This window comes from Paenibacillus albidus, assembly GCF_014644435.1.
Classification (GTDB): Bacteria; Bacillota; Bacilli; order Paenibacillales; family Paenibacillaceae; genus Paenibacillus_AQ; species Paenibacillus_AQ albidus.
This window is the reverse complement of record NZ_BMKR01000012.1, coordinates 110,590-135,135: the sequence shown is the minus strand read 5'-3', so window position 1 is coordinate 135,135 and position 24,546 is coordinate 110,590. Positions and strand designations below refer to the sequence as shown.

Here is a 24,546-nt window from a genome sequence, read left to right as displayed (position 1 = left end):
ATGGATATAGCGAAGGTCATTGTCGATGTTCCTGTTCGCAGCACTGACCGTCCTTATGATTATCTGATCCCGGAATCATTGAAATTGTGGATTGAGGTGGGCAGCCGGGTGGCGGTGCCTTTTGGACACCGCACTGTCCAAGGCTTCGTGGTATCTCTGGAATCGGGGGAGAAGGGGACGATCCCCGGGCTGAAAGCGATCCAGGAGGTGCTGGATCTGCTTCCTCCATTATCCCCGGAGCTAGTAGAGCTGGCGGATTGGATGAGCCGCCGTTATGCCTGCAGGCGGATATCCGCCCTGCAGGCGATGCTGCCTACAGCCCTCAAAGGCAAAGCGGAGCGGCTGATCGCACTGGGCGATACGGCCGAAGAGTCTGAGGCTGCTCAGGAAGACGAGTTGTTCCTGATGTTCCCGGATACAGGCGGGGAGGAAAGGGAGATCACCGAGTTCGTCAGACGGGGCGGTGAAGTCTCCATGAAGCAGCTCACCCGGGCTTTTCCGGAAGCGGCGGAAACCGTCAAATTCATGCTGCGGCGCGGTGTGTTGACGGAAAGCCAGTCGATCAAGGATAAGATGGGCAAAAAAAAGCTGAAGGCTGTGGAGCTGGCAATCGGCATTGATTCGGCCCAGGAAGCGCTGGAGAGCTTCCCGGCCCGTTCAGCGCGCCAAAAGGAAGTGCTGGCGTTCCTTGTTGAGATGGAGGCCATGCTTCCGTTGCCGCTGAAAGAAGTGCTGTCCATCCTGCAGGTGACCGCGGGTACCGTTAAAGCCCTGGAAGAAAAGGGATACATCGAGATCATTGAGATCGAGGTGTACCGGGACCCTTATCGCGGCCGTGATTTCAAGCCGAGCTCACCTCTGCCGCTTACAGCGGAGCAGCAATCCGTGTATAACCGGATTTCGCGGACAGTGGATGAGCAGCTGCATGAGGTTTTCCTGCTGCATGGGGTGACCGGTAGCGGGAAGACCGAGATTTATTTGCAGTGTATTGAACGCTGCATGAACCAGGGCCGGCAGGCTGTTGTGCTGGTGCCCGAGATTGCGCTGACGCCGCAGATGGTGGAGCGGTTCAAGGGCCGTTTTGGCAGCGGCGTTGCCGTCATGCACAGCCGCCTCTCTGTTGGTGAGCGCTATGACGAATGGCGTAAAATCCGGGAAGGCAAGGCGACTGTGGCTGTCGGTGCGCGTTCGGCAGTTTTTGCGCCTTTTGCCAATCTCGGACTTATTATTATGGATGAAGAACACGAGACTTCCTACAAGCAGGAAGAGAACCCGAAATACAACGCCCGTGATGTGGCGGTCCGCAGAGCGGAGCAAGGAGGGGCAGCGGTTATTCTTGGCTCTGCCACACCTTCTTTGGAGAGCTACCATGCCGCAAGGGCGCAAAGCGATATTCATTTCTCGCCGGTGCTGCTGGAAATGCCATCCCGGGCGCTCGGCAATGAATTACCGAAGGTGCATGTTGTGGACATGCGCGAGGAGCTGAAGGAAGGCAACCGATCTATGTTCAGCCGCAGGCTGCACAGCGCGCTGTCCGACAGGCTGGAGAACGGCCAGCAGACCGTATTGCTGCTGAACCGCAGAGGGTTCTCAACCTTTGTGATGTGCCGCAGCTGCGGTTATGTGGCCGGCTGCCCGGATTGTGATATATCGCTGACCTATCATAGCCGCAGCGATAATCTGCGCTGCCATTATTGCGGCCATGCCGAGCCGGCTCCGAAGGTATGCCCGGAATGTGCCAGCGAGCATATCCGCTTTTTTGGAACGGGCACACAGCGGGTGGAAGAAGAGCTGGGCAAGCTGTTTCCCGGTATTCGGGTCATCCGGATGGATGTGGATACAACAACTGAGAAGGGCTCCCATGAGAAGCTGTTGAACCAGTTCAGGGACAAGAAGGCGGATGTGCTGCTGGGTACACAGATGGTGGCGAAGGGACTGGATTTCCCCGATGTGACTCTGGTGGGCGTAATTACGGCCGATTCGGCACTGAATCTGCCGGATTTCCGCGCTGCCGAGAAGACCTTCCAACTGCTGACCCAGGTAGCCGGCCGGGCTGGCCGGCATCAGCTTCCCGGTGAGGTTGTGGTCCAATCGTATACACCCGAGCATTACTCGATTGTCCACGCGAGCGGGCATGATTACTATTCTTTTGTCCGTGAAGAGCTGAAGCACCGCAAAGGGCTGCATTATCCTCCTTACTGCAGGCTGATTCTCGTCACGCTCTCTCATGAGCAGCTGCCGCTGCTGCTCCGTCTGGCCGAGAATTATGCGCTGAATATCCAAGGTAAGGCGCGGCAGCTCAGATGGTATGGCAGCCTGGACAAGCTCTCCTCCGATGCGCTTGATTTACTGGGCCCGGTAGCATCGCCTATTCCGCGACTCAAAGGCAGATACCGGTTCCAGTGCATGATTAAATGGCGGGGCACCATTGACGCCATTGGACTGGCCCGTCAAGTGGCGGAGGAGCTGGAGGATTCGGCGCGTGATACGGGGCTGCAGATCAGCATTGACGTAGATCCGCAGATGTTGATGTAACGGCATGATGTTCGAATGAAATACTAAAGAACCGCTATACTTATGATAAAGATATGTTCAGACAGGGAAGGTGTTAAGGAATGGCAATCAGAATGATCGTTATAGACCCGGATGAGGTGCTGCACAAAACAGCAAAAGCAGTAAGTGTGGTTACCCCCAATGTAAAGAAACTGCTGGATGATATGGCGGATACTATGTATGATGCTGAGGGTGTTGGTCTTGCCGCGCCGCAGGTCGGTATCCTGAAACGGCTTATTGTTATCGATGCCGATGAAGAACACGGACTGATCAAAATGATCAATCCGGAAATAGTATCTACCGAAGGTGAACAGCTTGGACCGGAAGGATGCCTCAGTATTCCCGGGATCAATGGTGATGTACGGCGTGCAGAGACTGTGACCGTGCGTGGACTGGACCGCGAGGGCAAAGAAATCACAATTACCGGGAGCGGACTGCTGGCGCGGGCTTTTCAGCATGAAATCGACCATTTGAACGGGGTGCTGTTCACGGATATCGCCGAGAAAATCTATGAGATGACCGCAGACGAAACCGAGGAGTGAAGCTAAGTGAGGATCGTATTTATGGGAACCCCCGCTTTTGCGGTACCCAGTCTGCAAATGCTGGTGGAGGAAGGCTACAATGTCGTCGCAGTTGTCTCTCAGCCTGACCGGCCGCAAGGAAGGAAAAAGACGCTGATGCCTTCGCCGGTTAAAGAAGCTGCGCTGGCACTGGGTCTGCCTGTATTCCAGCCGGAACGGCTGCGGCGCCCGGAGGCGGTGGCTGAGCTTGCTGCCTATAAGCCGGATTTGATCGTTACTGCGGCCTACGGGCAGATTCTGCCCAAGGCCGTGCTGGACCTGCCGCAGAATGGCTGTGTGAACGTACACGGATCACTGCTCCCCAAATACCGGGGAGGTGCACCTATCCAGCGCTGCATCATTAATGGCGAGGAGGTCACCGGTGTCACGCTGATGTATATGGCGGAAGGACTTGATACCGGCGACATGATCTCCCGTGTGGAAGTGCCGATTGAGCAGACAGACACTTCAGGGACCCTGTTTGACAAACTCAGCCTGGCCGGCCGTGATTTGCTGAAGGCGCAGATGCCGAATCTGCTGTCTGGACGCGTACAGGCTACTCCGCAGAATGACAGTGAAGCCAGCTACGCGCCGAATCTGAGCCGTGACGACGAACGGATTGTCTGGAGTGCGGAATCGCGGGAGATCTACAACCGCATTCGCGGGCTGGTGCCGTTCTCGGGCGCATTTACCCTCTGGAACGGCGAAACGTTTAAGGTGTGGGCTTCTGAACTTCCCCGTTCAGGGAGCACTGCCGGTCCTGAGCTGCCCGGCACGGTCCTTGCGGTCAATGAGAGCGGTGTTGAGGTGCGCTCCGGTGACGGCAGCCTCCTGCTGACCACGGTCCAGCCGGCTGGCAAAAAAGCCATGAGTGCCGCCGATTTCAGCCGAGGCGCAGCCATGAAGCCCGGCACGGTGCTGGAATGAGCGCGGGCGGTAACGGCGGCGGCCAAAGACGCGGAACAGGCAACCCCAAGAACAAACCCGCAGCTCCCCCGGCTTCAGCCCGGGAGGTCGCTCTTGATGTCCTTGTCCGGGTAGAGCAGCAGGGGGCCTACAGCAACTTGCTGCTGAACAGCAGCCTGCAGAAGTCTTCACTCAGCCGGGAAGATACAGGCCTTGCCACAGAACTGGTCTATGGCACCATTTCGCGCATGAACACCCTGGACTACGTGCTTGGCAGCTTTGTCAGCAAAGGGATCGCGAAGCTGCAGCCCTGGGTACGAAGCCTGCTGCGGCTGAGCTTATACCAAATCCTGTATCTTGACCGTATTCCTTCGCATGCTGCGGTCAACGAGGCTGTGAATCTGTCCAAGAAACGCGGACACCAGGGGATCTCCGGGATGGTTAACGGGGTACTTCGCAGCGTGCTCCGTGCCGGGGACCTGCCGGTCTTGGCCGAGGGTCTCAGTCAGGAAGAACGCATTGCGATCCTGCATTCCCATCCGCTCTGGATGGTTCGGCGCTGGATTGCCGAGTATGGGGCCGAGACAGCTGAGGCCATCTGTGCGGCCAATAATGAACCCCCTGCGGTCAGTGTCCGTGTGAATACCACGATGATCAGCCGCGAATCCTTGCTGGAGCAAATAGAGGCCCAAGGTCTGCAGGCAGCGGCATCGGAACTTAGCCCTTATGGAATAGTCGTCAAAGGCGGCGGCAATCTGGCATTGTCTTCCTGGTACCGTGACGGCTACCTGTCTGTTCAGGATGAAAGCTCCATGCTGGTGGCAGAAGCCGTAGCCCCGGAACCCGGAATGCGGGTACTGGACTGCTGCGCGGCACCGGGCGGCAAAAGTGCACATATGGGTGAGCTGATGAAAGATCAGGGTTATATTTACGCCAATGATCTGCATCTTCACAAAGCGAAGCTGATCTCTGATCAGGCTTCCCGTCTTGGGCTTGAGAGCATCCATACAGGGCATGCCGATGCCTTGGATTTGGAGAGCAAGCTTGAGCCTGAATCCTTTGACCGAATCCTGCTGGATGCTCCCTGCTCGGGACTTGGCGTGATCCGCCGCAAGCCGGATCTGAAATGGCGCAAACAGCAGGAGGATGTGGAAAGTGTAGCGGTATTGCAGGAACAATTGCTGCAATCTGTGTCCGCTTTGCTCAAGCCTGGCGGCATTCTGGTCTATAGTACCTGCACCACGGAAAAGAAGGAAAATGATGAGGTGGTGGCAGCTTTCCTGCAGCGGAATCCCGGCTTTAAGGCAGTGAGTTTTGATACGCCTTTGTGGGACAGGCTAAAGGGCACTGCGCTGGCCGGGAGCGAAGGGATTCAGCTGCTGCCTCAGCATTATGGCAGTGACGGATTTTATATTTGCCGGCTTCAAAGAGTCTTGTAGTCAACACTTTGGCAGTCAATGGTTGTTCTGCCCCGCCCGACGGGCTCCCGTGCGGCGGGGTATTTCTTTTTACCGTCTCTGAATTTTGTGTTAAAATAGGAAGAATGAGAAACAATAAGCATATCCTTAAGGAAAGAACAGGTGCAAATTACAATGAAACCTTTAATATATGATTTATCTTTGGAAGAGTTGCAAGAGTGGGCCAAGGCGAATGGTGAACCTGCGTTTCGGGGAGGCCAGATTTTTGACTGGCTCTATGTGAAGCGTGTTAACGAATTTGAGTCCATGAGCAATTTGTCCAAGGGGCTGCGCCAGAAGCTGAATGATCAATTCACTCTTTCGGCGCTCTCGGAAATAACCAAGCTGGAGTCCAAGGACGGAACCGTGAAGTTCCTGTTTGGCCTGCATGATGACCATGCCATCGAGACCGTAATTATGAAGCACAATTATGGCAACAGTGTCTGTGTTACAACTCAGGTTGGCTGCCGCATAGGCTGTACCTTCTGTGCTTCTACGCTTGGAGGATTGAAGCGGGACCTGACGGCAGGCGAAATTGTAGCCCAGGTGGTCCGCTCCCAGCAAATCCTGGATGCCCGCGGCGAACGTGTCAGCAGCATTGTGATCATGGGTACAGGCGAGCCTTTCGAAAATTATGATGCCACCATGAGATTTCTGCGCCTGATGATCCATGAGAAAGGTCTGAACATCGGACAGCGTCATATTACAGTCTCCACAAGCGGTATTGTGCCAAGCATCTACAAATTTGCCGAGGAGAATACCCAGATTAATCTGGCTATTTCGATTCATGCGCCCAATGATGCGCTGCGTTCAAAGCTGATGCCGGTGAACCGCCGTTATCCTTTTGATGATGTGATTGAATCCTTGCGGTACTACCAGGCCAAGACCGGCCGGCGCATCAGCTTTGAGTACGCCCTGATTGGTGGGGTCAATGATCAGAAGGAGCATGCAGAAGAGCTTGCCGGTGTTATTAAGAACATGCTCTGCCATGTCAATCTGATACCGGTCAACCATGTGCCGGAGCGTAAATATGTGCGTACTTCCCGCAATGATATTTTTGAGTTTCAACGTATTCTGGCCGACCACGGCGTGAACGTTACTATTCGCCGGGAGCAGGGCCATGATATTGCGGCCGCATGCGGTCAGCTGCGCGCCAAACATATGGAGTTGGGGTGAGGATATTTGATCAGAACAGTTCATGCCAGCGATATTGGCCGGGTTCGGACGGTCAATGAAGATTCCGTCTGGATCGGCACCATTTGTCACGGATATACCCTCGGCATTATTGCCGATGGAATGGGAGGACATCTGGCGGGTGATATCGCAAGCAGGCTAGCACTAGAGACCATTAAGAACAGGCTCGAAGGTCTGGAGCCCGATCTGCCGGGTGAAGAGCTGGGCACCGAATTATCCGCTGCGATTCTGGAAGCAAATGACAAGGTCTTCAAGGAAGCGGCAAGCGATGAGAAGTATCATAATATGGGTACTACTGTCGTAGCCGTTCTGTTGAAGGGATCGGCCGGATATATTGGACATATCGGTGACAGCAGGGCATATCTGGTTAAAGACGGAGCCGCCTTGCAGCTAACCGAGGATCATACGCTGGTTAATGAGCTGTTCAGAAACGGCCAGATCAGCGAAGAGGAGATGGGTAACCATCCGCGCCGCAATGTGCTTACCCGCGCACTTGGCACCGATGCGGTGACCGCTGTTGACCTGGTTCCGATTGCACTTGAAGAAGAGGATGTGCTTCTTTTATGCAGTGACGGGTTAAGCAACTTTGTCAGTCCGGAGCATATGGGCAAGGTTGCGGGTATTCTTGAGATATCGCTTGAGGAAAGAGCAGACCGCTTGCTTCAGCTGGCGTTGCTTGCCGGCGGCGGTGATAATATCAGCGTCGCTATGTTAGAACATCAAGGAGAGGCCGCTGTGCCCGAAGCAAAGGAGTGGGATAGATGATCGGTCACGAATTGGGCGGCCGCTACCAAGTCATTGAACGGATCGGCGGAGGTGGAATGGCGCTTGTCTATCGGGCCCATGACATTTTATTGAATCGCAACGTCGCCATTAAAGTATTGCGCAGCCAGTTTGTACATGATGAGGAATTTATACGCCGGTTCCGGCGGGAAGCGCAATCTGCGGCATCATTGTCTCATCCGAATGTGGTTAGCATATATGATGTAGGACAGGAAGACGAAATTCATTATATCGTTATGGAGTATGTGGAAGGCAAGAATCTGAACGAAATTATCAAAGAACGGGCCCCGCTGCAAGTGGATGAATCGGTGCGGATAGCTTCGCAGATTTGTGATGCGCTGGACCATGCCCACCAGAATCAGATTATCCATAGGGATATCAAACCTCATAATATATTGATCGGACGGAACGGGCGGGTCAAGGTAACCGACTTCGGAATCGCACGTGCGGTCACCTCCACTACAATTACACAGACCGGTTCTGTCGTGGGTTCAGTCCATTATTTTTCCCCGGAGCATGCCAAAGGCGTCACCACAGGTGAAAAGTCCGATTTGTATTCACTGGGCATTGTACTCTACCAAATGCTGACCGGTAGCCTGCCTTTTCTGGGGGAAAGCCCGATCAGTGTAGCCCTGAAGCATCTGCAGGAGGAGTTTGAGGAGCCGAAGCTCCTTAATCCGCTGATTCCGCAAAGCGTCGAGAATATTATTCTAAGATCCATGCGCAAGAACCCGGAGGAGCGTTACCAGTCTGCCAAGGAGATGCTGCAGGATCTGGAGACTTGCCTGCTGCCTGAAAGGCGCAGTGAATCAAAGGTGTTCTTCGATGATGAAGATGACGAGGAACGCACCCGGATCATTCCGGCCATTAAGCCGATTCAGCGCACCGGTGGTGCAAAGAATTCCGGTGAAGATCAGATGAGACGTGAAGATGAACGCACACCCTTGCCAAAGGGCAAGAAGAAATGGAGCCGTCCGGCCTTATGGATCAGTCTTACCTTGGTACTGTTATTGGCTATGTTCAGTGTAGTTTGGTATGTGAATGCGAAGCTGGTTGTTCATGAGGTTGCAGTTCCCAGTGTAATCAATCTTCCCCTGGAGGAGGCCAAGGCCAAACTCACCGCTTTGGCCATTGAAGTGGAGGAGCCGGTCATTCAGGAATATAACCCGAATTTCGCGGAGAATGCTGTGTGGAAGCAGAGCAAGAAAGAGGGGACAATGGTCAAGGAAGGCAGCACCATTGTGCTTACAGTCAGCATAACCAAACCACTGCCGACCATGCCGGAATTATCGGGCAAGACTTATGATGAAGCTGTACAGGAACTGATCGAGATGGGAGTGCCGCAGAATAAGATAAGTCAAGATCCCCGTTTCAGTGCAGAAGTCGAACCAGGCCTCGTTATCAGCTCTGATCCGGCGGCACAGGGCGAGTTTGACCCGGAGATTGCTTCAATCGTGCTTATGGTAAGCAAAGGCGAAGAGAGCGTTGCGATGCCGGATCTGATGAACCTGACGGAGAAAGAAGCCAAGGCGAAGCTGGAAGAGAAAGGTCTAGTCCTTGAAGAGGTGCTGGAAGACAACAGCTTTTCAGTAGAAAAGGGCCAGGTCATGAAACAGTGGCCCTTCGACAAGGGGGCACCGGCAGCACCGGGTTCCAAGGTGACCATTACGCTCAGTAAAGGATATCCACCGGAAGCCCTGAATTATACATTTAATGTACCGGTTGCTCCAGCACAAGACGGGAAGAAGTCTAAAATCCAGATTGAGTTCTACGATGCACGCAATAATGGCGAAAAACAGGAATGGGGCGACCGTACCATTGGCAAAAGCCAGGTGCTGCCGGTCAATCTGGTGCTGGCTCCCAACAAAGATGGGGTGATCTCCGTTTTCCGTGATGACGAACTCATCGAGACGTATTCCGTTTCCTACATGGATGCCAAGAATGGGACAGTGGAGCAGCCGGAGCCATCCACAGATCCGACACCGGAACCTACAGAAGCTCCTCCTGAGCCTACGCCGACTCCTGAGCCTACACCTACACCGGAACCAACCATTGAACCGGAGATTCTGCCGGAGCCGGGTGCGGAGAACGGCGGTGAAACACCGGTGAATGGAAGTGTGGATCAGACGGGACTTCTAAGCGATTCACCTGCAAGCAACAAGGCGTCTGAGAAGGCTAAGAACAAAGTTAAGAAAGAATGATACAAGCGGCAGCGATACGGAATCCTAACCGATTTGCGATGTCTGCCGCAGCGAAATGACCCGGGGAGTTCAAGCTTGGGTCATTTTCGTAAAATCAGGAGAGGAAGGCTAACGATGTATGCCTGAAGGAATAATCGTTAAGGCACTAAGCGGATATTATTATGTCAAACCGCTCCGTGAAGGGTTGATCGCATCCCATGAGACATCGGTTCAATGCAGAGGCCGGGGAATCTTCAAAAAAAGAGGAGAGTCTCCTCTTGTTGGTGACCGGGTTGTCTATAGTCTGACTGAGAATGGGGAAGGCATGGTGGATGAGCTGCATCCGCGTGAATCCGAGCTGATTCGTCCTCCTGTAGCCAATGTGACGCTGGCTGTGCTGTTATTCTCGGTGCGCGAGCCCGATATGAACCTGAATCTGCTCGATAAGTTCCTGGTTCATATTGAGCATTCAGGGCTGGATACGCTGATTGTGTTAACAAAGCAGGATTTGGCGGATGATGATGGCGAGGCCACCCAAGTGGTTAAGGAGATGTACGAGCGTATTGGCTACGAGGTAATGGTTACCAGCTCGCGAACAGGTATCGGCAGCGAGGACCTGCGGAAGCGGCTTGGCGGTGGCATCAGTGTCTTTGCCGGACAGTCCGGAGTAGGCAAGTCTACCTTGCTGAACCGTATTGTTCCGGGGCTTGAGCTGGAGACAGGAGAGATCAGCCTGCGCCTGGGGCGCGGCCGTCATACTACCCGGCATGTCGAGCTGATGGATATCGGAGATGGCGGTTTTGTTGCGGATACTCCCGGCTTTAGCCAATTGGATTTTCTGGAGCTGGGTGTGGAAGAGCTGTCCACTTGTTTCCGGGAGTTCGCGGATTATGCAGGACAATGCAAATTCCGCGGCTGCACCCATTTGCATGAACCTGGCTGCCATGTCATCAAAGCCTGGGAAGCAGGGGAGATTGCGGATAGCCGTTATGAGCATTACAAACTGTTTTTTAATGAAATGAAAGACAAAAAACGGAGGTACTGAAACGATGATTTTATTAGCACCATCCATATTGTCGGCGGATTTCGCTGCCCTCGGCACCGAAGTGGCAGAAGTGCAGGCCTGCGGTGCGGACTGGATCCATGTAGATGTCATGGATGGGCATTTTGTGCCGAACATAACGCTGGGCCCGCCGATTGTAAAAGCAGTCTCAGCGCATACATCCCTGCCGCTGGACGTTCATTTGATGATCTCCTCTCCGGAACGTTATATTGCCGATTTTGCTGCGGCCGGAGCAGCGGTTATCACCGTTCATGCGGAAGCCTGCGTGCATTTGCACCGCGTAGTGCATCAGATTAAAGAGCTGGGCCTTATGGCGGGGGTAGCCATCAATCCGGGAACTCCGGCTTCCGCGCTGCGTGAAGTGTTGGAGGATCTGGATCTGGCCCTCGTGATGACTGTGAACCCGGGTTTCGGCGGACAAGCGTTTATACCGAATACCCTGCGTAAAATCCGGCAAATCCGCCAATGGGCGAACGAAGTGAATCCGGGACTGCGGATTGAAGTGGATGGCGGTGTTGGAGAAGCGACAGCACCGCTTGTTGCAGAAGCGGGGGCGGATGTGCTGGTTGCCGGAAATGCCGTGTTTGGCCAGCCTGACCGTGCGGCTGCCATTTCGGCGATCCGGGCTGCTGCGGAAGCGGCCGTCCGCTAACGCCCAGATATGAGGTCTTGTGGTATAGGCCAAGTCCTTCATGCATAAATATGGTTACATGAGCAGAAATCTCATGTAGCCTTTTTTTGTGGAGCCGGAGAGGTCTGCAGTACGTTTGCGCTTGGTAATCAGAAGAGAATAAGGTCTCCTGCGTACGGCATGAATTGATGGGAGGGTAAACCATGAAATTTTACACATTTAAGCTGCCAAGATTTTTGGGAGGTTTTGTTAAAGCGATTTTGAACACATTTCAGAAAAGCTAAAGGTTTAAAAGAAAAGAAAACATGAAAAAAAGCACCTTACATACGTAAAGGGTGCTTTTTGCTTCATATGAGATATCGTTCGGTCTTATGAATTGCTAAAGACTAAACGCGTTCAACTTTACCGGCTTTCAAAGCACGGGTGCTGACGTACACGCGTTTCGGTTTGCCGTTCACCAAGATACGGACCTTCTGAACGTTAACTCCCCAAGAACGACGGTTGCGGTTGTTCGCGTGAGACACGTGGTTACCGCTGCTCGGTTTCTTTCCAGTAATAGCACATTTGCGGGACATAGATTACACCTCCTTGTTACTTACACCTGCATAAAACAATACTTAAATATAATATCACAGCAAAAATTGCTTCGTCAACCGATTCAAAAACATTTATTTCTTTTGGCTATTATAGTACAATATAAATTAGTGTATTATGTCCAGAGATTCTACAGAGTTGAATAGGCATGAAGTTAGGAAGGGGAATTCTCATTGAGTAAGCGTTCTATCAACGGAACTGATTTTACCGCAATGGTACTCGCCGGAGCGGAGAAGCTGCAGCAGCATGCAGAGCACGTCAATTCCCTGAATGTGTTCCCGGTACCGGATGGAGATACGGGAACCAACATGAATTTGACGATGACCGCAGGTGCAAATGAATTGAAGAGAAACAATACCGCCTCATTCGGACAATGTGCCGGTGTGCTCTCCAAAGGCCTGCTTATGGGCGCGCGAGGGAACTCCGGAGTTATTCTGTCCCAATTGTTCAGAGGCCTTAGCCGATACGCGGCACAGCATGATGAATTAAATACCCAGCAGTTTGCGGCCGCGCTGCAAACTGGAGTGGATACTGCATACAAAGCGGTTGTGAAGCCTGTAGAAGGAACGATCCTTACTGTAGCAAAAGAAGCTGCCAGGCATGCGGTTTATTTTGCACGCCGCACAACCGATGTTATCGAACTGATGACCGAAGTATTAGCCAAGGCCAAGGAAGCTTTGGCCAATACGCCAGAGTTGCTGCCTGTGCTTAAGCAGGTAGGCGTAGTGGATTCCGGCGGACAAGGTTTGGTCTATATTTATGAAGGCTTCCATCAGCATTTGACCGGCGGCAGTACCAACGTGCCAGCGACGGCAGTGCAAGGACAGGCTCCGGCAGCTGTGCAGGTTCAGGTTCCCGTACTGACGAAACCCGAGCATGTGACATCATCCGTGCAATCTTCGGCCCAATCGCAGCTGTCTACGGAAGACATCGAATTTCTATATGATATGGAGTTTTTCATTAATCGTCAGCTTGAAAGCAGCCAGGGAGCGGATTTTGATGAGGAAAAGTTTAGACAAGCGTTGTCAGTGAACGGAGATTCCATCATTGTAATCTCCGACGATGAGACAATCAAAGTGCATGTGCATTCCAAGGCTCCGGGCGAAGTGATGAACCTGGCCCTCCAGTATGGGGAGATTACCCAGATCCACATCCTGAATATGCGCGAGCAGCACAGGGACTTGCTTACGGCGGGGATGGATATTGCCCCGATGCCTGAGGTATTCGCTGATATTCCGAAAGAGAAAAGCAGTGTAGCTGCTCCTGCCGTTCCTCCGGCGGATGATATGGCGCCTTATGGCTTCATTGCCGTCTCTTCCGGTGCAGGCATTGCCGATATCTTCACCAGCCTTGGCGTTGATGTGGTATTGGCCGGCGGACAAACGATGAACCCGAGCACAGAGGATTTTGTCAATGCGATCTCTTCCATTTCTGCGAAGCATGTCTATCTCTTGCCGAACAACTCCAACATTGTGCTTGCCGCACAGCAGGCCAAGGATTTGCTTGAGGGTGAACGCGACGTAACGGTGATTCCGAGCAAGAGCATTCCGCAGGGAATCGCAGCTGCTTTTGCCTTCCAGGAGGATGACGCTGTTGAGACCAATACCGGCAATATGCTGGAAGCCATCTCGCAGGTCAAGTCCGGTCAGGTCACCCATGCCGTCCGCGATACAGTAATTGATGAAATGCAAATTAAGTCGGGACAATATATTGGAATCTCGAACTCCAAAATTGTGGCTGCGGCGGATGATCTGCTGGGGGCCAGCCAGTCACTGCTGTCCAGAATGCTGGAGAATGGTGATGAGATTATCACCTTGCTGACTGGTGAAGAAGCCGATCCAGAGGTAACGGAAGCGCTGAACACATGGCTGAACGAGAGTTATCCGGATGCCGAAGTTGAAATTCATCAAGGCGGGCAACCGATCTATTATTATCTTTTTTCGGTGGAGTCCTAGACCCTTAGTGCTTAGTTTCCGGGGCTGTGTGATTAACTGGCTGAATGGCGGTTTTTGTTAAATACAGATTGGGGAGGAAGCCTATGAATCGTACTATTATCGTTACCGACAGCACCTCTGATATTCCACCGGAAATGGTGGAGGCTTACGGCATAGAGGTTGTGCCCCTGACACTGATGTTCGGTGAAGAGGCTTTCCGGGACAAAGTGGACATGACACCAGAGCAGTTCTATGAACGCCTTCCCCGTTCCCCGCAGCTGCCAACGACTTCCCAGCCGTCACCGGTTCAGTATATGGAAGTGTACCGCAATATTCTGGAACGAAATCCTGACTGTTCTATTCTTTCTTTTCATATCTCTTCCGGCTTAAGCGGAACTTACCAATCCGCCGTTATGGCTAAATCTATGCTGGAGGAAGATGGGGAGGGGATCACTGTTGTCGATACCCTCTCAGCTTCCTACGGATTCGGATTTATGGTTGTAGAGGCGGCGAGGATGTCGGCAGAAGGCAAAACGCCTCAGGAGATTCTGGAGACGACGGAGAGAATGCGGGTAGCGCGCAAGCTATACTTTCTGGTCGATACCCTGGAATATTTGCAAAAAGGAGGGCGAATCGGCAAAGCGTCGGCCATTCTGGGGACGCTGCTGAACATCAAGCCGATTCTCTCTATTGATCCGGAAGGAACCATATATGCAGTAGAGAAAGTCAGAGGCCGTAAAAAGGCAGTTGCCCGCATGATTGAGCTGTTCAAAAAAGATTTGCCGGGCGTGGACAAAATCAATGTGGCCGTGGGTCATACGGCTGAACCGGCTTCCGGTGAAGAATTTATGAATGAGCTGAAGGGTCACTTCACATTGGAAGAAAAGGTGCTGACGAATGTGGGCCCAGTTGTAGGGAGCCATGTCGGCAACGGTACGTTAGCCGTATTTATCTGGCCCGCATAATGAGGGATGAACATGACACTGTCTTTAAACGAAATTGAAGTGAAGAAAATAACTGGCGTGAGCGCTCCAAAGCAAGCTGAGCTTCACGCCTTTGGCGTATTTACAGTGAAGGATATGCTGGAGTATTATCCTTTTCGGTACGAAGATTACCGTCCCCGTACGCTGAGCGAGGTCAAACACGGAGATAAGGTAACTGTAGAAGCAAAGGTAATCGGCATACCGGTGCTGCAGCGCTTCGGGGGCAAATCACGGCTGAGCTGCAAAATGGTGGCGGAGCCGTGGATGTTCACAGCCACCTGGTTCAACCGCCATTATGTGCGGGAGCAGCTGACCGTCGGGCGGGAGATAGTGATCACCGGCAAATGGGATCAGAAGCGCAGCCAGATCACGGTGACGGATTCCGAATTTCCGGACCGAGGGGAAGGGAAGACGGGAACGCTGCAGCCGGTCTATTCGGTTGGGGGCAAGATTACCCAATCCTGGCTGCGGAAGACGATTAATCAGGCTCTACAGCAGTATGGAGAGCTGATCCCGGAGATTTTGCCGCAGTCTATTCTGCGTAAATATGATTTTATGCCCCGCAAACGGGCGATCGCAACGATCCACCGGCCCGAGGATACACGGGAAGGCCAGCAGGGACGGCGCCGCATGGTCTATGAGGAGCTGTTTCTGTTCCAACTGAAGGTACAGGCGTTCCGGGTGCTTAACCGCGGCAGAATGGACGGTGTGGTCCATACCGTTGATAACGCTACGGTGCGTCAGTTTGTACGCAGTCTGCCGTTTGAGCTTACGGATGCCCAAAAGCATGTGGAGCTGGAGATCTTGCATGATATGCGCTCATCCTACTGTATGAACCGGCTGCTGCAAGGAGATGTAGGTTCCGGCAAAACCGTGCTGGCGGCGATTGCCCTTTATGCATCGGTGAAATCGGGATATCAGGGGGCGCTGATGGTGCCTACCGAAATTCTGGCCGAACAGCATATGCGCTCACTTCTGAGGATGTTTGAGCCTTTCGGCATTACGGTAGCTCTGTTGACCGGAAGTGTGAACGGGCGCAAGCGCAAGGATCTGTTGGCTTCGCTGCAAATGGGCCTCATTGATGTGGTTGTCGGCACCCATGCGCTGATTCAGGAGGATGTCTTTTTCCACAGGCTTGGCATGGTTGTTACGGACGAGCAGCACCGTTTCGGCGTAAATCAACGAAGTGTACTGCGGCGTAAAGGGTACAACCCCGATGTACTCACGATGACCGCGACGCCGATACCACGGACTCTGGCGATTACAGTTTTTGGCGATATGGATGTCTCAACGTTGTCCGAGCGGCCCAAGGGGCGTGTCCCTATCACCACCTATTGGGTCAAACATGACCTGATGGAGCGGGTGTATAAGCTGATCAGCCGGGAGATCGACCAGGGCCGGCAGGCTTATCTGATCTGCCCCCTGATCGAGGAGTCAGAGAAGCTTGATGTGCAGAATGCGATTGATCTGCATATTTCAATGTCGCAGGCTTTTCCGAATTATAAGGTGGGTTTGCTGCATGGGCGGATGACCCCCGGCGAGAAGGATGAAGTTATGCGCGCTTTTTACAGCAATGAGCTGCAGCTGCTTGTGTCGACAACAGTGGTGGAAGTGGGAGTTGATGTACCGAACGCCACGCTGATGATTATTATGGACGCTGACCGGTTCGGTTTGTCCCAGCTGCATCAGCTGCGCGGCCGGGTGGGAAGAGGCGAACATGCCTCTTATTGTGTACTTGTAGCCGATCCGAAGTCGGAGATTGGGCGGGAACGGATGAGTGCGATGACAGACACCGATGACGGCTTTGAAGTGTCCCGGCGCGATCTGGAGCTGCGGGGACCGGGGGATTTTTTTGGGACCAAACAAAGCGGCCTGCCGGAGTTCCGTCTTGCCGATATGACGGCGGATTTCGAGGTGCTGGAGCAGGCACGTGATGATGCTGCCGAATTGCTGCGGGATACGGCCTTCTGGACTTCAGCGGATTATGCTGCGCTGCGGAACTATTTACAGCAGGAACAGATTTTTCAGGGGGATTTAATTGACTGATTAGGCACATGTGCTCTCCGGCGATCATATACTGATAAAGTTGGATATGACGGGAGGTGCTGCGTTTGAGCTATCAGCAATACGGAATCAGTCCTCAGCTCGTGGCCCGCATTAAGCTGAAGATGAAGAATCCTGCGGTCAAAGACCGGATCAAAAACATGATTAACGGGATTTCCAAACATGAGCTTCAGGACACTTCGGTTGTGCGTAGGCTGGTGCGTAATGCATCAGGAGTGCTGGGTGAAAAGCTGACGTCCACACAGGAAGATCAGATTGTCAAGTTTGTGATTGCCCAAAAGATTGATCCGAGCAATACGTTTCATCTGATTCGTCTGTGGGGGATGTTCCGCTAAGGAGAAGGTCAAGAATGAACAGTAGGGATCAAAAAGAGACTGCCCCGGCTATTTTGGCCGTTAAGGGGCAGTCTCTTTTTTACTTGTGGAGAACTCTGCGTGTCCGGTAGCTCTCTGCGGAGCGGATCACGATATGACATTCCGGGTCATGCCGGCGTACAAGGCTCTGAAGCTGCTTAAGCTCTGACCGGTGGATGAGACAGAATAAAGTACCGCTTTTCCCCTCCTGCCAGGATTCCGCAAGAAGAGCCGCTTCACATTGAAGGGAATGTAAAAGCACCTGCTGAATCTCACCCGGGCGTTTGGTGGTCAACCAGACGGCCCGGGAATGAGACAAGCTCCTTAGTGACAAACGAAGACTTTCAAAGGCAAGCAGATAGGCAATAATGGAATACATGGCTTGATACCAGCCAAAGAGAGCGCCTGCGGCGAAAAGAATGGCACAATTCAGCGCCATAATGATCACTTCCGCCGACCTGGGCGGTCCTCCGCTCAGCAGGGAGAAACCTTGTTCACTGGCTTGAGTATACATGCCGCCAAAACGGACAGAGATCCCGATGCCTGAACCGAGACAGATGCCGCCGAGTATTGCGGCGGGAAGCGGATCACTGATCACGGCGGGATAATGATGCAGCGCCAGTGAAGCAATAGCCAGGCAGACCACACCCAGAATGGTATATAGTGCAAAACGCAGATTGATATGCTTGCGCGACATAAAAATGAACGGAAGATTGAATAAAAACAGGAATAGTCCAAGCCGCATTTCTGTAGTATGGGCGAATAAGGCGGAAAGGCCCGTAATTCCGCCAACGATCAAGCCATGCGGCATGAGGAACAGCTCCAGGCCAACAGCGGCCAGCAAGGCTCCGCATATCACGGCAGCCAGGCGGAGCAGTTTGTTCCCACGGCGCTCATATAGGCCGTTGTTAACGCCGGTATCGATAGCAATCTCCTCCCTTCAACAGGAGAAAATGATGAAGCTCAATCACTGTCACCGACAGGTACAGGCTTCTCCTTGGCTTTACGGGCCTGGTACCGCTTTTCAAAGCCGAACACTTTGTCCAGCAGGTTGTAGATCGTTTTGGATTCTTTGGTCAGAATAGGGCCCAGAATAGCCAGCATGAGCACATACATGGCTGCAAACGGCTGGAGAATGGCCAGGAGACCGCCGGCTTTGCCTAAATTCGCCATGATAATAGAGAATTCGCCGCGTGACACGATCGTCAGCCCGATATTGGAGGACGCGCGCGGGCTCAGACCGGCGGTCCGTCCGGCCAGCATACCGGCCAGAAAGTTGCCGAACAAGGTGATAATTACTGCAGCGATTGAATACCATAAGGCTTCTCCGCCCAGTGTCATCGGGTCGATGGTCAGCCCGAAGCTGAAAAAGAAGATGGCTCCGAAAAAGTCGCGGAACGGAATAACCAGCTTCTCAATGCGTTTGACGTGTTCGGTCTCGGCGAGAACAAGTCCAACGAGCAGGGCGCCGATGGCTTCCGCGACATGAATGGTCTCGGAAAATCCGGCGATCAGGAACAGGACGGCAAAAATCACGATGGCGAACAGCTCGCTGGAACGGATATTCAGCACCCGGTTCAGCCAGGGGACAAGCTTTCTGCCGACAATCAACAGCGCCAGCATATAACCCAGTGCAATCAAGGCAGATAACAGGACGCCACCGAGTGAAGATGAACCGCTAAGGACGAGTCCGGACAGAATCGAGATATAGACTGCCAGAAAAACATCTTCAAACATGATTATGCCGAGAATCATCTCGGTTTCGGGATTGGCCGTCCGTTTCAGATCGACCAATACTTTGGCTACAATCGCGCTGGAGGAGATGGTGGTGATCCCTGCGATCACCAATATTTCCTCCAGCGGGAATCTTAGCGCCCAGCCCAGAATAAGTCCCAGGGAGAAATTGATCACAATATAGATGGTCCCGCCGGTTGCGATGGATTTCCCCGCTTTCATCAGCCGGCCAACCGAGAACTCCAACCCCAGATAGAACAAAAGGAATAGGACGCCGATCCGGCCCATAAATTCTATCAGTGCCGTACTTTCAATAAAACGGAAATCCAGATACCAGATTTTGAAAGCGTGAGGACCCACCGCCATCCCGATCAGAATATAAAAAGGGATGACGGAGAAGCGGAGCCTCGTGGCAATAAGTCCAACTATAGCAATAAGGGCGATGGCGAGCCCAACTTCAAGTACAAGATAGTGATGCATCAATTAACCACACCCATTCCGCAGAATGTGCTTAAATTGTTTATGCTGATGTCTCTCGCCGGCGGCAACCACGGTACATTCCGTTGTTAATACCACATCCGGTCCGGGATTGATATGTTTGTTGTGGTTCTTCTCAATTACGGCAATGATACTGACACCGGCGCGTGCCCGGATATCCAGTTGTCCGATGGTATTGCCGACACATTTGAAGCCAGGCTCGAGACGGTACCACTCGATAATCAGATCATCCAGCGCGACTTCGATGGATTCCAGCGCTTTGGGTTTGTAAGTTACTCCGCCCATAATGGCCGAGATATGTCTGGCTTCATCGTCATCAAGCGTCACCATGGAAATGCTCTGGTCAGGATCGTCATATTCAAAATGGTACAGCTCACGTCTTCCATCATCATGAACAATGACCACAAGCTTGTCGCCACTGCGGGTCTGCAGCACAAACTTTTTGCCGATTCCCGGTAAATCACATTCTCTGTAATTCATATAAGTCCAGCCTCCAGTTAGTAGGTTGTATGATTATTCCGCGATTAGCGTTAATTCATTCAGGCGATACCAAGACATACTGGAGGAGGAGCCACAAAATGTGAGGTGAACTTAAGCGGATACAAGAGCAGCCGCTTGAGAAATTTGTAGATCAGGGGCAAAAAAGATACGCAGAGTACTGGCAGCAGCAAAGCTGACGGCACTTCGAAGGTGTTCACCGGATACGTTATCCTGCTTAAAGCAAGCGGGCCGGGGGAATGGTAATGGACCCGGTTATGCTTTATTACTTTCCGGTCAGAATGGTCAGGTTCGTAGGCTTTTTGTTCCTGGACGCTGCTGTGTAAGGCTTCAACATTCAGAGACGGAAAAGAGAACGTCATGACCACAATCAGAACCGTCTGAACCCACCAAATTAAAGGGAAACGCGCTAGATATCGCATGTAGAGAACACCTCCTTACTGCATATAGTATATAAAGCATAACATACACCTTGCTGCTGAGCCAAATTTAAATTTGATATTTACGAAAATAGCAAGTGATGAAAAAACGAAACCGATGCGATAAAACAGCGTATTTCACAGCAAAGTACGCTTTTATGATTATAATCTCATCAGGATGAAATAATTTGAACCAATGGGACGAATTTAGGGTTATTTTACATTTGTTACAGGCACGGAAATAGTCCGTATGGGAGCTGGGCTTCCTGGGTTTCCGCGAATTTTTGCCAAATATACATATCCTTTTAGAATTCTCGCTTGAGTTTTGGGTAAAGCTCTATATAAGGAGTACTACTTGATTAACAGACGGCCGGGAGGAGTGGATGGTTTGAATACAAGATCAACCGAGGTAAAGCAGGAGGAAACCCAGTTTCATATGCTGGAGTCGGAAGAAGTGCTGAAACGGTTGGGCAGCAGTAAAGCCGGGTTGTCGGCGAAAGAGGCGCAGCAGCTGGCGGAGCGGCATGGCAAAAATATGTTGCAGGAAACAAAAGCCAAATCATTATTGGCCAAGTTTATAGAGCAATTCAAAAACGTAATGATTTTTATTTTGCTGGCGGCTGCGGTGTTGTCAGGAATTCTGGGCGAATGGACCGATACCATCATCATTTTGCTGGTAGTCTTGCTGAATGCAGTTCTCGGTGTAGTCCAGGAGAATAAAGCGGAACAGGCGCTTGAAGCGCTCAAAAGCATGTCTTCCCCACTGGCAAGAGTCCGCCGCGGCGGACAGGTAGCCGAGATCAAAAGCGAAGATTTGGTACCCGGAGATATCGTGCTGCTGGAGGCGGGAAATGTGGTTCCTGCTGATCTCAGACTGCTGGAGGCCGCATCCCTGCAGATTGAAGAGGCTGCATTGACAGGGGAATCAGTACCTTCGGATAAGAGCACGGATGTACTTTCCGGAAGCAATCTTGTGATCGGAGACCGCTCCAACATGGCTTACATGAGCAGCAGTGTTACTTATGGGCGTGGTGTAGGAGTTGTAGCTGCTACGGGTATGAATACCGAAGTAGGCAAAATAGCCGGATTTATCTCGGAGGAAGAAACGGATGTAACCCCGCTGCAGAAAAAGCTGGATGAGCTCGGGAAATACTTTACCTTCATTATTCTGGGTGTTTGCCTTGTTATTTTTGCTGTAGGTCTGCTGGAAGGCAGAGACCTGCTGGATATGCTGCTGACCTCCATCTCGCTTGCGGTAGCGGCGATTCCCGAGGGGTTGCCTGCGATTGTGACCATTATTCTTGCCCTGGGGGTTCAGCGGATGGCCGGGCGTAAAGCCATTATCCGCAAGCTCCCCGCGGTGGAGACGCTGGGCAGTACTGAAATTATATGCTCCGACAAGACGGGAACGCTGACCCTGAACAAGATGACTGTCGAGAAGGTGCATGTCAACGGAACAACGATGGATGCCAATGAAACCTTAACTACAGCGCCGGGTGGCGAAGTGCTTCTTCAAGCCATGGCCTTGTGCAATGATTCCAGTATTGATGAAGACAAGTCAGACGATCAGTCCAAAAGCGGAAAAGCCCTTATCGGCGATCCCACTGAAACGGCTCTGGTTGATTATTCATTGAGTATTGGTACCGACAAGCGGGAGCTGGAAAAACGGTATCCCCGTAAAAGCGAGCTGCCGTTTGATTCGGACCGCAAGCTGATGACAACCATTCACGAAATGGAGGCAGGCCATTACCGGGCATTGACCAAAGGGGCCCCGGATGTCCTGGTATCCAGATGCAGTCATATTCTGATTAACGGTGAAACCGTGCCGATTACAGAAGAGCATACCCGGCAAATTACCGCCAGCAATAAAAGCCTGGCGGATGAAGCGCTGCGTGTATTGGCTTTTGCTTTCCGGGACCACGGCGAGCTTCCGGTGAGTCCTTCCCCCGACAAGACGGAGACCGGACTTGTTTTTGTGGGGCTGGTAGGCATGATTGATCCGCCGCGCGACGAAGTGCGCGATGCCGTATCAGTGTGCCGGGCCGCTGGAATTCGGCCGGTGATGATTACCGGTGACCATCGTGATACAGCCGCGGCCATCGCCATGCGGCTGGGCATCATTGAAGATGACAGCAGTGTGCTGACAGGCCGCGAGCTGGATGAGATCAGCGAGGCGGATTTTGCGGAAAGAGTCAGTGATTACAGCGTATATGCCCGGGTGTCGCCAGAGCACAAAGTGCGGATCGTCAAAGCCTGGAAGAAAAAGGGTAAAATCGTGGCTATGACCGGGGATGGAGTGAATGATGCGCCCGCCTTGAAATCCTCCGACATCGGGGTCGGGATGGGAATTACCGGGACAGATGTTGCAAAAGGCGTGTCCGACATGGTACTTGCCGACGACAACTTTACGACCATTGTGGTTGCTGTGGAAGAAGGACGCAAGGTGTACAGCAACATCCGCAAAGCGATTCAATTCCTGCTCTCGGCGAATCTGGGAGAAGTGCTGACCCTGTTCATTGCCACGATGATTGGCTGGCGCATCCTGGAGCCGATTCATATCTTGTGGATCAACCTGGTCACGGACACGCTGCCTGCCTTGGCCCTGGGATTAGAGAAGGCGGGAAGTGATGTAATGTCCAGGAAACCCCGCAAATCCAGCAGCAGTATTTTTGCCGGCGGGGTAGGCGTGGGCATCATCTATCAGGGGATTGTGGAAGCTGCGCTCACACTGCTGGTATACCACTGGGCTCATACGCATTACGATGAAGGGATCGCTGTCACCATGGCATTTGCCACCCTTGGTTTACTGCAGATCACCCATGCTTTTAATGTCAGATCCAATACCAAATCCTTGTTCCAGATCGGATGGTTCAGTAACCGCTATATGCTCGGGGCTTCGGTGATTTCCGGCCTGCTGCTGGTGCTGGTGATTATTATTCCGGGCCTTAACGACTGGTTTGGGGTTTCGCATTTGAACGGACTGCAATGGGGGATTGTATGTGCTGCGGCAATTGCAATAGTAGTGATTGTGGAAATCGTAAAGCTGATTATCCGGCTAAGCGGAAAAGGCAAGTCGTGGGATTAAAAAATATAGTATTTGAGTAGGGTTGACATTAGCACTCGTGTGGACGCTCCGCGAACGGACCGTTGTTCCAAGCGCTGTGTTCTCCGGATTTTTTTTATTTCACTTAGCGGTGAAAATCCGGAGACCAAGGCGAACGCTGCCGCTTTTCCGCGGGTCGTTCCGTCCTCTCCGCTGTTTAAGCGGGAAAAGTTTCAGCCCTACTTCAAAATAAGCTGTTGACGGACTTAACGGACTGGAGAAACGTTATTTTGCGAAATCAACTCATTTTTCTGACCCAACGGACTCAGGAGCCGCTAAATGTTCCATGGACCCTCGTTTTGGGCTAGAGATCATGAAGTAAGCGCTCCTGAGTCCGTATAAAAGGGAAACATCCTTCGTTTCCTCAAATAAGGTCCATGGAGTCCGCTTCCTTGCACAGCTGGTCCCGGTGACGAGTTGTTGCCCGGCCCAAGTCAACCGCTGATTATGGATTTGAGCACAAGTTCTACAATATTTTTAAGATAAAAAAAGAAACCTCTCTTTGATAAAATGGCGTTACCCCCATTTCAAATCAAAGGAGAGGTTTTCTTTTGTACATTCAATATACCAAGATGATATTCCAGAACATCACATCGTTCGTGTCGTTAACGCAGCCGTGAACGACTGGACGACGCTATCTTTGCTGTAGCCTATTTCGGTGCGGTTGTGACAGCTACCATCCTGAAATGCTGACTAAAGTCATTATCTACGCCAACACATACGCACTCTATTCCTCCCGGCGAATTGTTGGGAAGAACAGGAACACCACAGAAACGACCTTGCCGAACTCGGCGGAACTTCGGCCATCAACAGTGAGAAACTTGAAGAACGGACCGTGGCGCTTTACCACAGGGTGATTTCTTTTTTGCAGTTTTTAAGGGTTGTAGCAACTTTTTCTGCTCAAAGCAGCGGAGAGGACGGAACGACCCGCGGAAAAGCAGAGCGTTCGCCTTTGTCCCCGGATTTTCACCGCTAAAGAGAATAAATAAAAATCTGGGGACAAGAGCGATTGGAACAACGGTCCGTTCGCGGAGCGTCC

The 24,546-nt window shown here is 52.2% G+C and carries 20 protein-coding genes; 15 read left to right on the top strand and 5 right to left on the bottom strand.

Going from position 1 to position 24,546, the window contains the following annotated elements; translation table 11 throughout:
* The 10 genes from priA (at window position 1) to spoVM (ending at window position 11,611) form a co-directional block, all read left to right on the top strand.
* Complete coding sequence (gene priA, locus IEY53_RS16185; RefSeq protein WP_189026673.1) at window positions 1-2,535, top strand: primosomal protein N'; 2,535 nt, start codon at window positions 1-3, stop codon at window positions 2,533-2,535.
* Window positions 2,536-2,615: 80 nt separating this feature from the next.
* The gene (gene def, locus IEY53_RS16180) at window positions 2,616-3,095 is read left to right on the top strand and encodes a peptide deformylase (protein WP_189026671.1); all 480 of its coding nucleotides are present in this window, start codon (window positions 2,616-2,618) and stop codon (window positions 3,093-3,095) included.
* A 6-nt stretch (window positions 3,096-3,101) separates the two neighbouring features.
* Complete coding sequence (fmt, locus tag IEY53_RS16175; RefSeq protein ID WP_189026669.1) at window positions 3,102-4,040, top strand: methionyl-tRNA formyltransferase; 939 nt, start codon at window positions 3,102-3,104, stop codon at window positions 4,038-4,040.
* Complete coding sequence (gene rsmB / locus IEY53_RS16170; RefSeq protein WP_189026667.1) at window positions 4,037-5,458, top strand: 16S rRNA (cytosine(967)-C(5))-methyltransferase RsmB; 1,422 nt, start codon at window positions 4,037-4,039, stop codon at window positions 5,456-5,458. The genes fmt and rsmB overlap by 4 nt, the downstream gene beginning before the upstream one ends.
* Window positions 5,459-5,611: 153 nt before the next feature.
* The gene (gene rlmN, locus IEY53_RS16165; protein WP_189026665.1) at window positions 5,612-6,652 is read left to right on the top strand and encodes a dual-specificity RNA methyltransferase RlmN; all 1,041 of its coding nucleotides are present in this window, start codon (window positions 5,612-5,614) and stop codon (window positions 6,650-6,652) included.
* A 6-nt stretch (window positions 6,653-6,658) separates the two neighbouring features.
* Window positions 6,659-7,435 carry a Stp1/IreP family PP2C-type Ser/Thr phosphatase gene (locus IEY53_RS16160; RefSeq protein WP_189026663.1) on the top strand — a complete coding sequence of 259 codons (777 nt, stop codon included), beginning with the start codon at window positions 6,659-6,661 and terminating at the stop codon, window positions 7,433-7,435.
* Window positions 7,432-9,654: a Stk1 family PASTA domain-containing Ser/Thr kinase gene (gene pknB / locus IEY53_RS16155; RefSeq protein WP_189026661.1), complete on the top strand. Its 2,223-nt coding sequence runs from the start codon at window positions 7,432-7,434 to the stop codon at window positions 9,652-9,654. The genes IEY53_RS16160 and pknB overlap by 4 nt, the downstream gene beginning before the upstream one ends.
* Window positions 9,655-9,772: 118 nt before the next feature.
* Window positions 9,773-10,678, top strand: a complete 906-nt coding sequence (gene rsgA, locus IEY53_RS16150; protein WP_189026659.1) for a ribosome small subunit-dependent GTPase A — start codon at window positions 9,773-9,775, stop codon at window positions 10,676-10,678.
* A gap of 4 nt (window positions 10,679-10,682) precedes the next feature.
* The gene (rpe, locus tag IEY53_RS16145; protein ID WP_189026657.1) at window positions 10,683-11,348 is read left to right on the top strand and encodes a ribulose-phosphate 3-epimerase; all 666 of its coding nucleotides are present in this window, start codon (window positions 10,683-10,685) and stop codon (window positions 11,346-11,348) included.
* Window positions 11,349-11,530: 182 nt separating this feature from the next.
* Window positions 11,531-11,611: a stage V sporulation protein SpoVM gene (spoVM, locus tag IEY53_RS16140; protein WP_020431362.1), complete on the top strand. Its 81-nt coding sequence runs from the start codon at window positions 11,531-11,533 to the stop codon at window positions 11,609-11,611.
* A 102-nt stretch (window positions 11,612-11,713) separates the two neighbouring features.
* Here the strand turns inward: spoVM and rpmB are convergent, their stop codons facing one another.
* Window positions 11,714-11,902: a 50S ribosomal protein L28 gene (gene rpmB / locus IEY53_RS16135; RefSeq protein WP_189026655.1), complete on the bottom strand. Its 189-nt coding sequence runs from the start codon at window positions 11,900-11,902 to the stop codon at window positions 11,714-11,716.
* A gap of 192 nt (window positions 11,903-12,094) precedes the next feature.
* Between rpmB and fakA the strand changes: the two genes are divergently transcribed.
* The 4 genes from fakA to IEY53_RS16115 all read left to right on the top strand — a co-directional run bounded on the left by fakA (window position 12,095) and on the right by IEY53_RS16115 (window position 17,237).
* Window positions 12,095-13,876: a DAK2 domain-containing protein gene (gene fakA / locus IEY53_RS16130; RefSeq protein ID WP_189026653.1), complete on the top strand. Its 1,782-nt coding sequence runs from the start codon at window positions 12,095-12,097 to the stop codon at window positions 13,874-13,876.
* A gap of 83 nt (window positions 13,877-13,959) precedes the next feature.
* A complete protein-coding gene (fakB, locus tag IEY53_RS16125; protein WP_189026651.1) occupies window positions 13,960-14,820 on the top strand; it encodes a DegV family protein in 861 nt (286 codons plus the stop codon).
* A gap of 12 nt (window positions 14,821-14,832) precedes the next feature.
* A complete protein-coding gene (gene recG / locus IEY53_RS16120) occupies window positions 14,833-16,884 on the top strand; it encodes an ATP-dependent DNA helicase RecG (protein WP_189026649.1) in 2,052 nt (683 codons plus the stop codon).
* 65 nt (window positions 16,885-16,949) lie between these two features.
* Window positions 16,950-17,237 (top strand): stage VI sporulation protein F, encoded by a 288-nt coding sequence (locus IEY53_RS16115; RefSeq protein WP_189026647.1) that lies wholly within the window; start codon window positions 16,950-16,952, stop codon window positions 17,235-17,237.
* A gap of 79 nt (window positions 17,238-17,316) precedes the next feature.
* Here IEY53_RS16115 and IEY53_RS16110 read toward each other — a convergent pair whose 3' ends face one another.
* From IEY53_RS16110 to IEY53_RS16095, 4 genes are all read right to left on the bottom strand, one after another.
* Complete coding sequence (locus tag IEY53_RS16110; RefSeq protein ID WP_189026645.1) at window positions 17,317-18,114, bottom strand: YitT family protein; 798 nt, start codon at window positions 18,112-18,114, stop codon at window positions 17,317-17,319.
* A gap of 104 nt (window positions 18,115-18,218) precedes the next feature.
* Complete coding sequence (locus IEY53_RS16105) at window positions 18,219-19,469, bottom strand: cation:proton antiporter (protein WP_189026643.1); 1,251 nt, start codon at window positions 19,467-19,469, stop codon at window positions 18,219-18,221.
* Between the two features lie 3 nt (window positions 19,470-19,472).
* Window positions 19,473-19,967 (bottom strand): cation:proton antiporter regulatory subunit, encoded by a 495-nt coding sequence (locus tag IEY53_RS16100; RefSeq protein ID WP_189026641.1) that lies wholly within the window; start codon window positions 19,965-19,967, stop codon window positions 19,473-19,475.
* A gap of 59 nt (window positions 19,968-20,026) precedes the next feature.
* Window positions 20,027-20,407: a hypothetical protein gene (locus tag IEY53_RS16095; RefSeq protein ID WP_189026640.1), complete on the bottom strand. Its 381-nt coding sequence runs from the start codon at window positions 20,405-20,407 to the stop codon at window positions 20,027-20,029.
* Between the two features lie 433 nt (window positions 20,408-20,840).
* On the opposite strand from IEY53_RS16095, the gene IEY53_RS16090 reads away from it, so the two are divergent.
* Window positions 20,841-23,489: a calcium-translocating P-type ATPase, SERCA-type gene (locus IEY53_RS16090; protein ID WP_189026808.1), complete on the top strand. Its 2,649-nt coding sequence runs from the start codon at window positions 20,841-20,843 to the stop codon at window positions 23,487-23,489.
* Window positions 23,490-24,546 lie beyond the last annotated feature (1,057 nt).

Coding starts and splice junctions, on each gene's coding strand:
- priA (WP_189026673.1), top strand. CDS start 1: ATGGATATAGCGAAGGTCATTGTCGATGTTCCTGTTCGCAGCACTGAC.
- def (WP_189026671.1), top strand. CDS start 2,616: ATGGCAATCAGAATGATCGTTATAGACCCGGATGAGGTGCTGCACAAA.
- rsmB (WP_189026667.1), top strand. CDS start 4,037: ATGAGCGCGGGCGGTAACGGCGGCGGCCAAAGACGCGGAACAGGCAAC.
- rlmN (WP_189026665.1), top strand. CDS start 5,612: ATGAAACCTTTAATATATGATTTATCTTTGGAAGAGTTGCAAGAGTGG.
- pknB (WP_189026661.1), top strand. CDS start 7,432: ATGATCGGTCACGAATTGGGCGGCCGCTACCAAGTCATTGAACGGATC.
- rsgA (WP_189026659.1), top strand. CDS start 9,773: ATGCCTGAAGGAATAATCGTTAAGGCACTAAGCGGATATTATTATGTC.
- rpe (WP_189026657.1), top strand. CDS start 10,683: ATGATTTTATTAGCACCATCCATATTGTCGGCGGATTTCGCTGCCCTC.
- spoVM (WP_020431362.1), top strand. CDS start 11,531: ATGAAATTTTACACATTTAAGCTGCCAAGATTTTTGGGAGGTTTTGTT.
- rpmB (WP_189026655.1), bottom strand. CDS start 11,902: ATGTCCCGCAAATGTGCTATTACTGGAAAGAAACCGAGCAGCGGTAAC.
- fakB (WP_189026651.1), top strand. CDS start 13,960: ATGAATCGTACTATTATCGTTACCGACAGCACCTCTGATATTCCACCG.
- recG (WP_189026649.1), top strand. CDS start 14,833: ATGACACTGTCTTTAAACGAAATTGAAGTGAAGAAAATAACTGGCGTG.
- IEY53_RS16105 (WP_189026643.1), bottom strand. CDS start 19,469: ATGCATCACTATCTTGTACTTGAAGTTGGGCTCGCCATCGCCCTTATT.
- IEY53_RS16100 (WP_189026641.1), bottom strand. CDS start 19,967: ATGAATTACAGAGAATGTGATTTACCGGGAATCGGCAAAAAGTTTGTG.
- IEY53_RS16095 (WP_189026640.1), bottom strand. CDS start 20,407: ATGCGATATCTAGCGCGTTTCCCTTTAATTTGGTGGGTTCAGACGGTT.
- IEY53_RS16090 (WP_189026808.1), top strand. CDS start 20,841: ATGCTGGAGTCGGAAGAAGTGCTGAAACGGTTGGGCAGCAGTAAAGCC.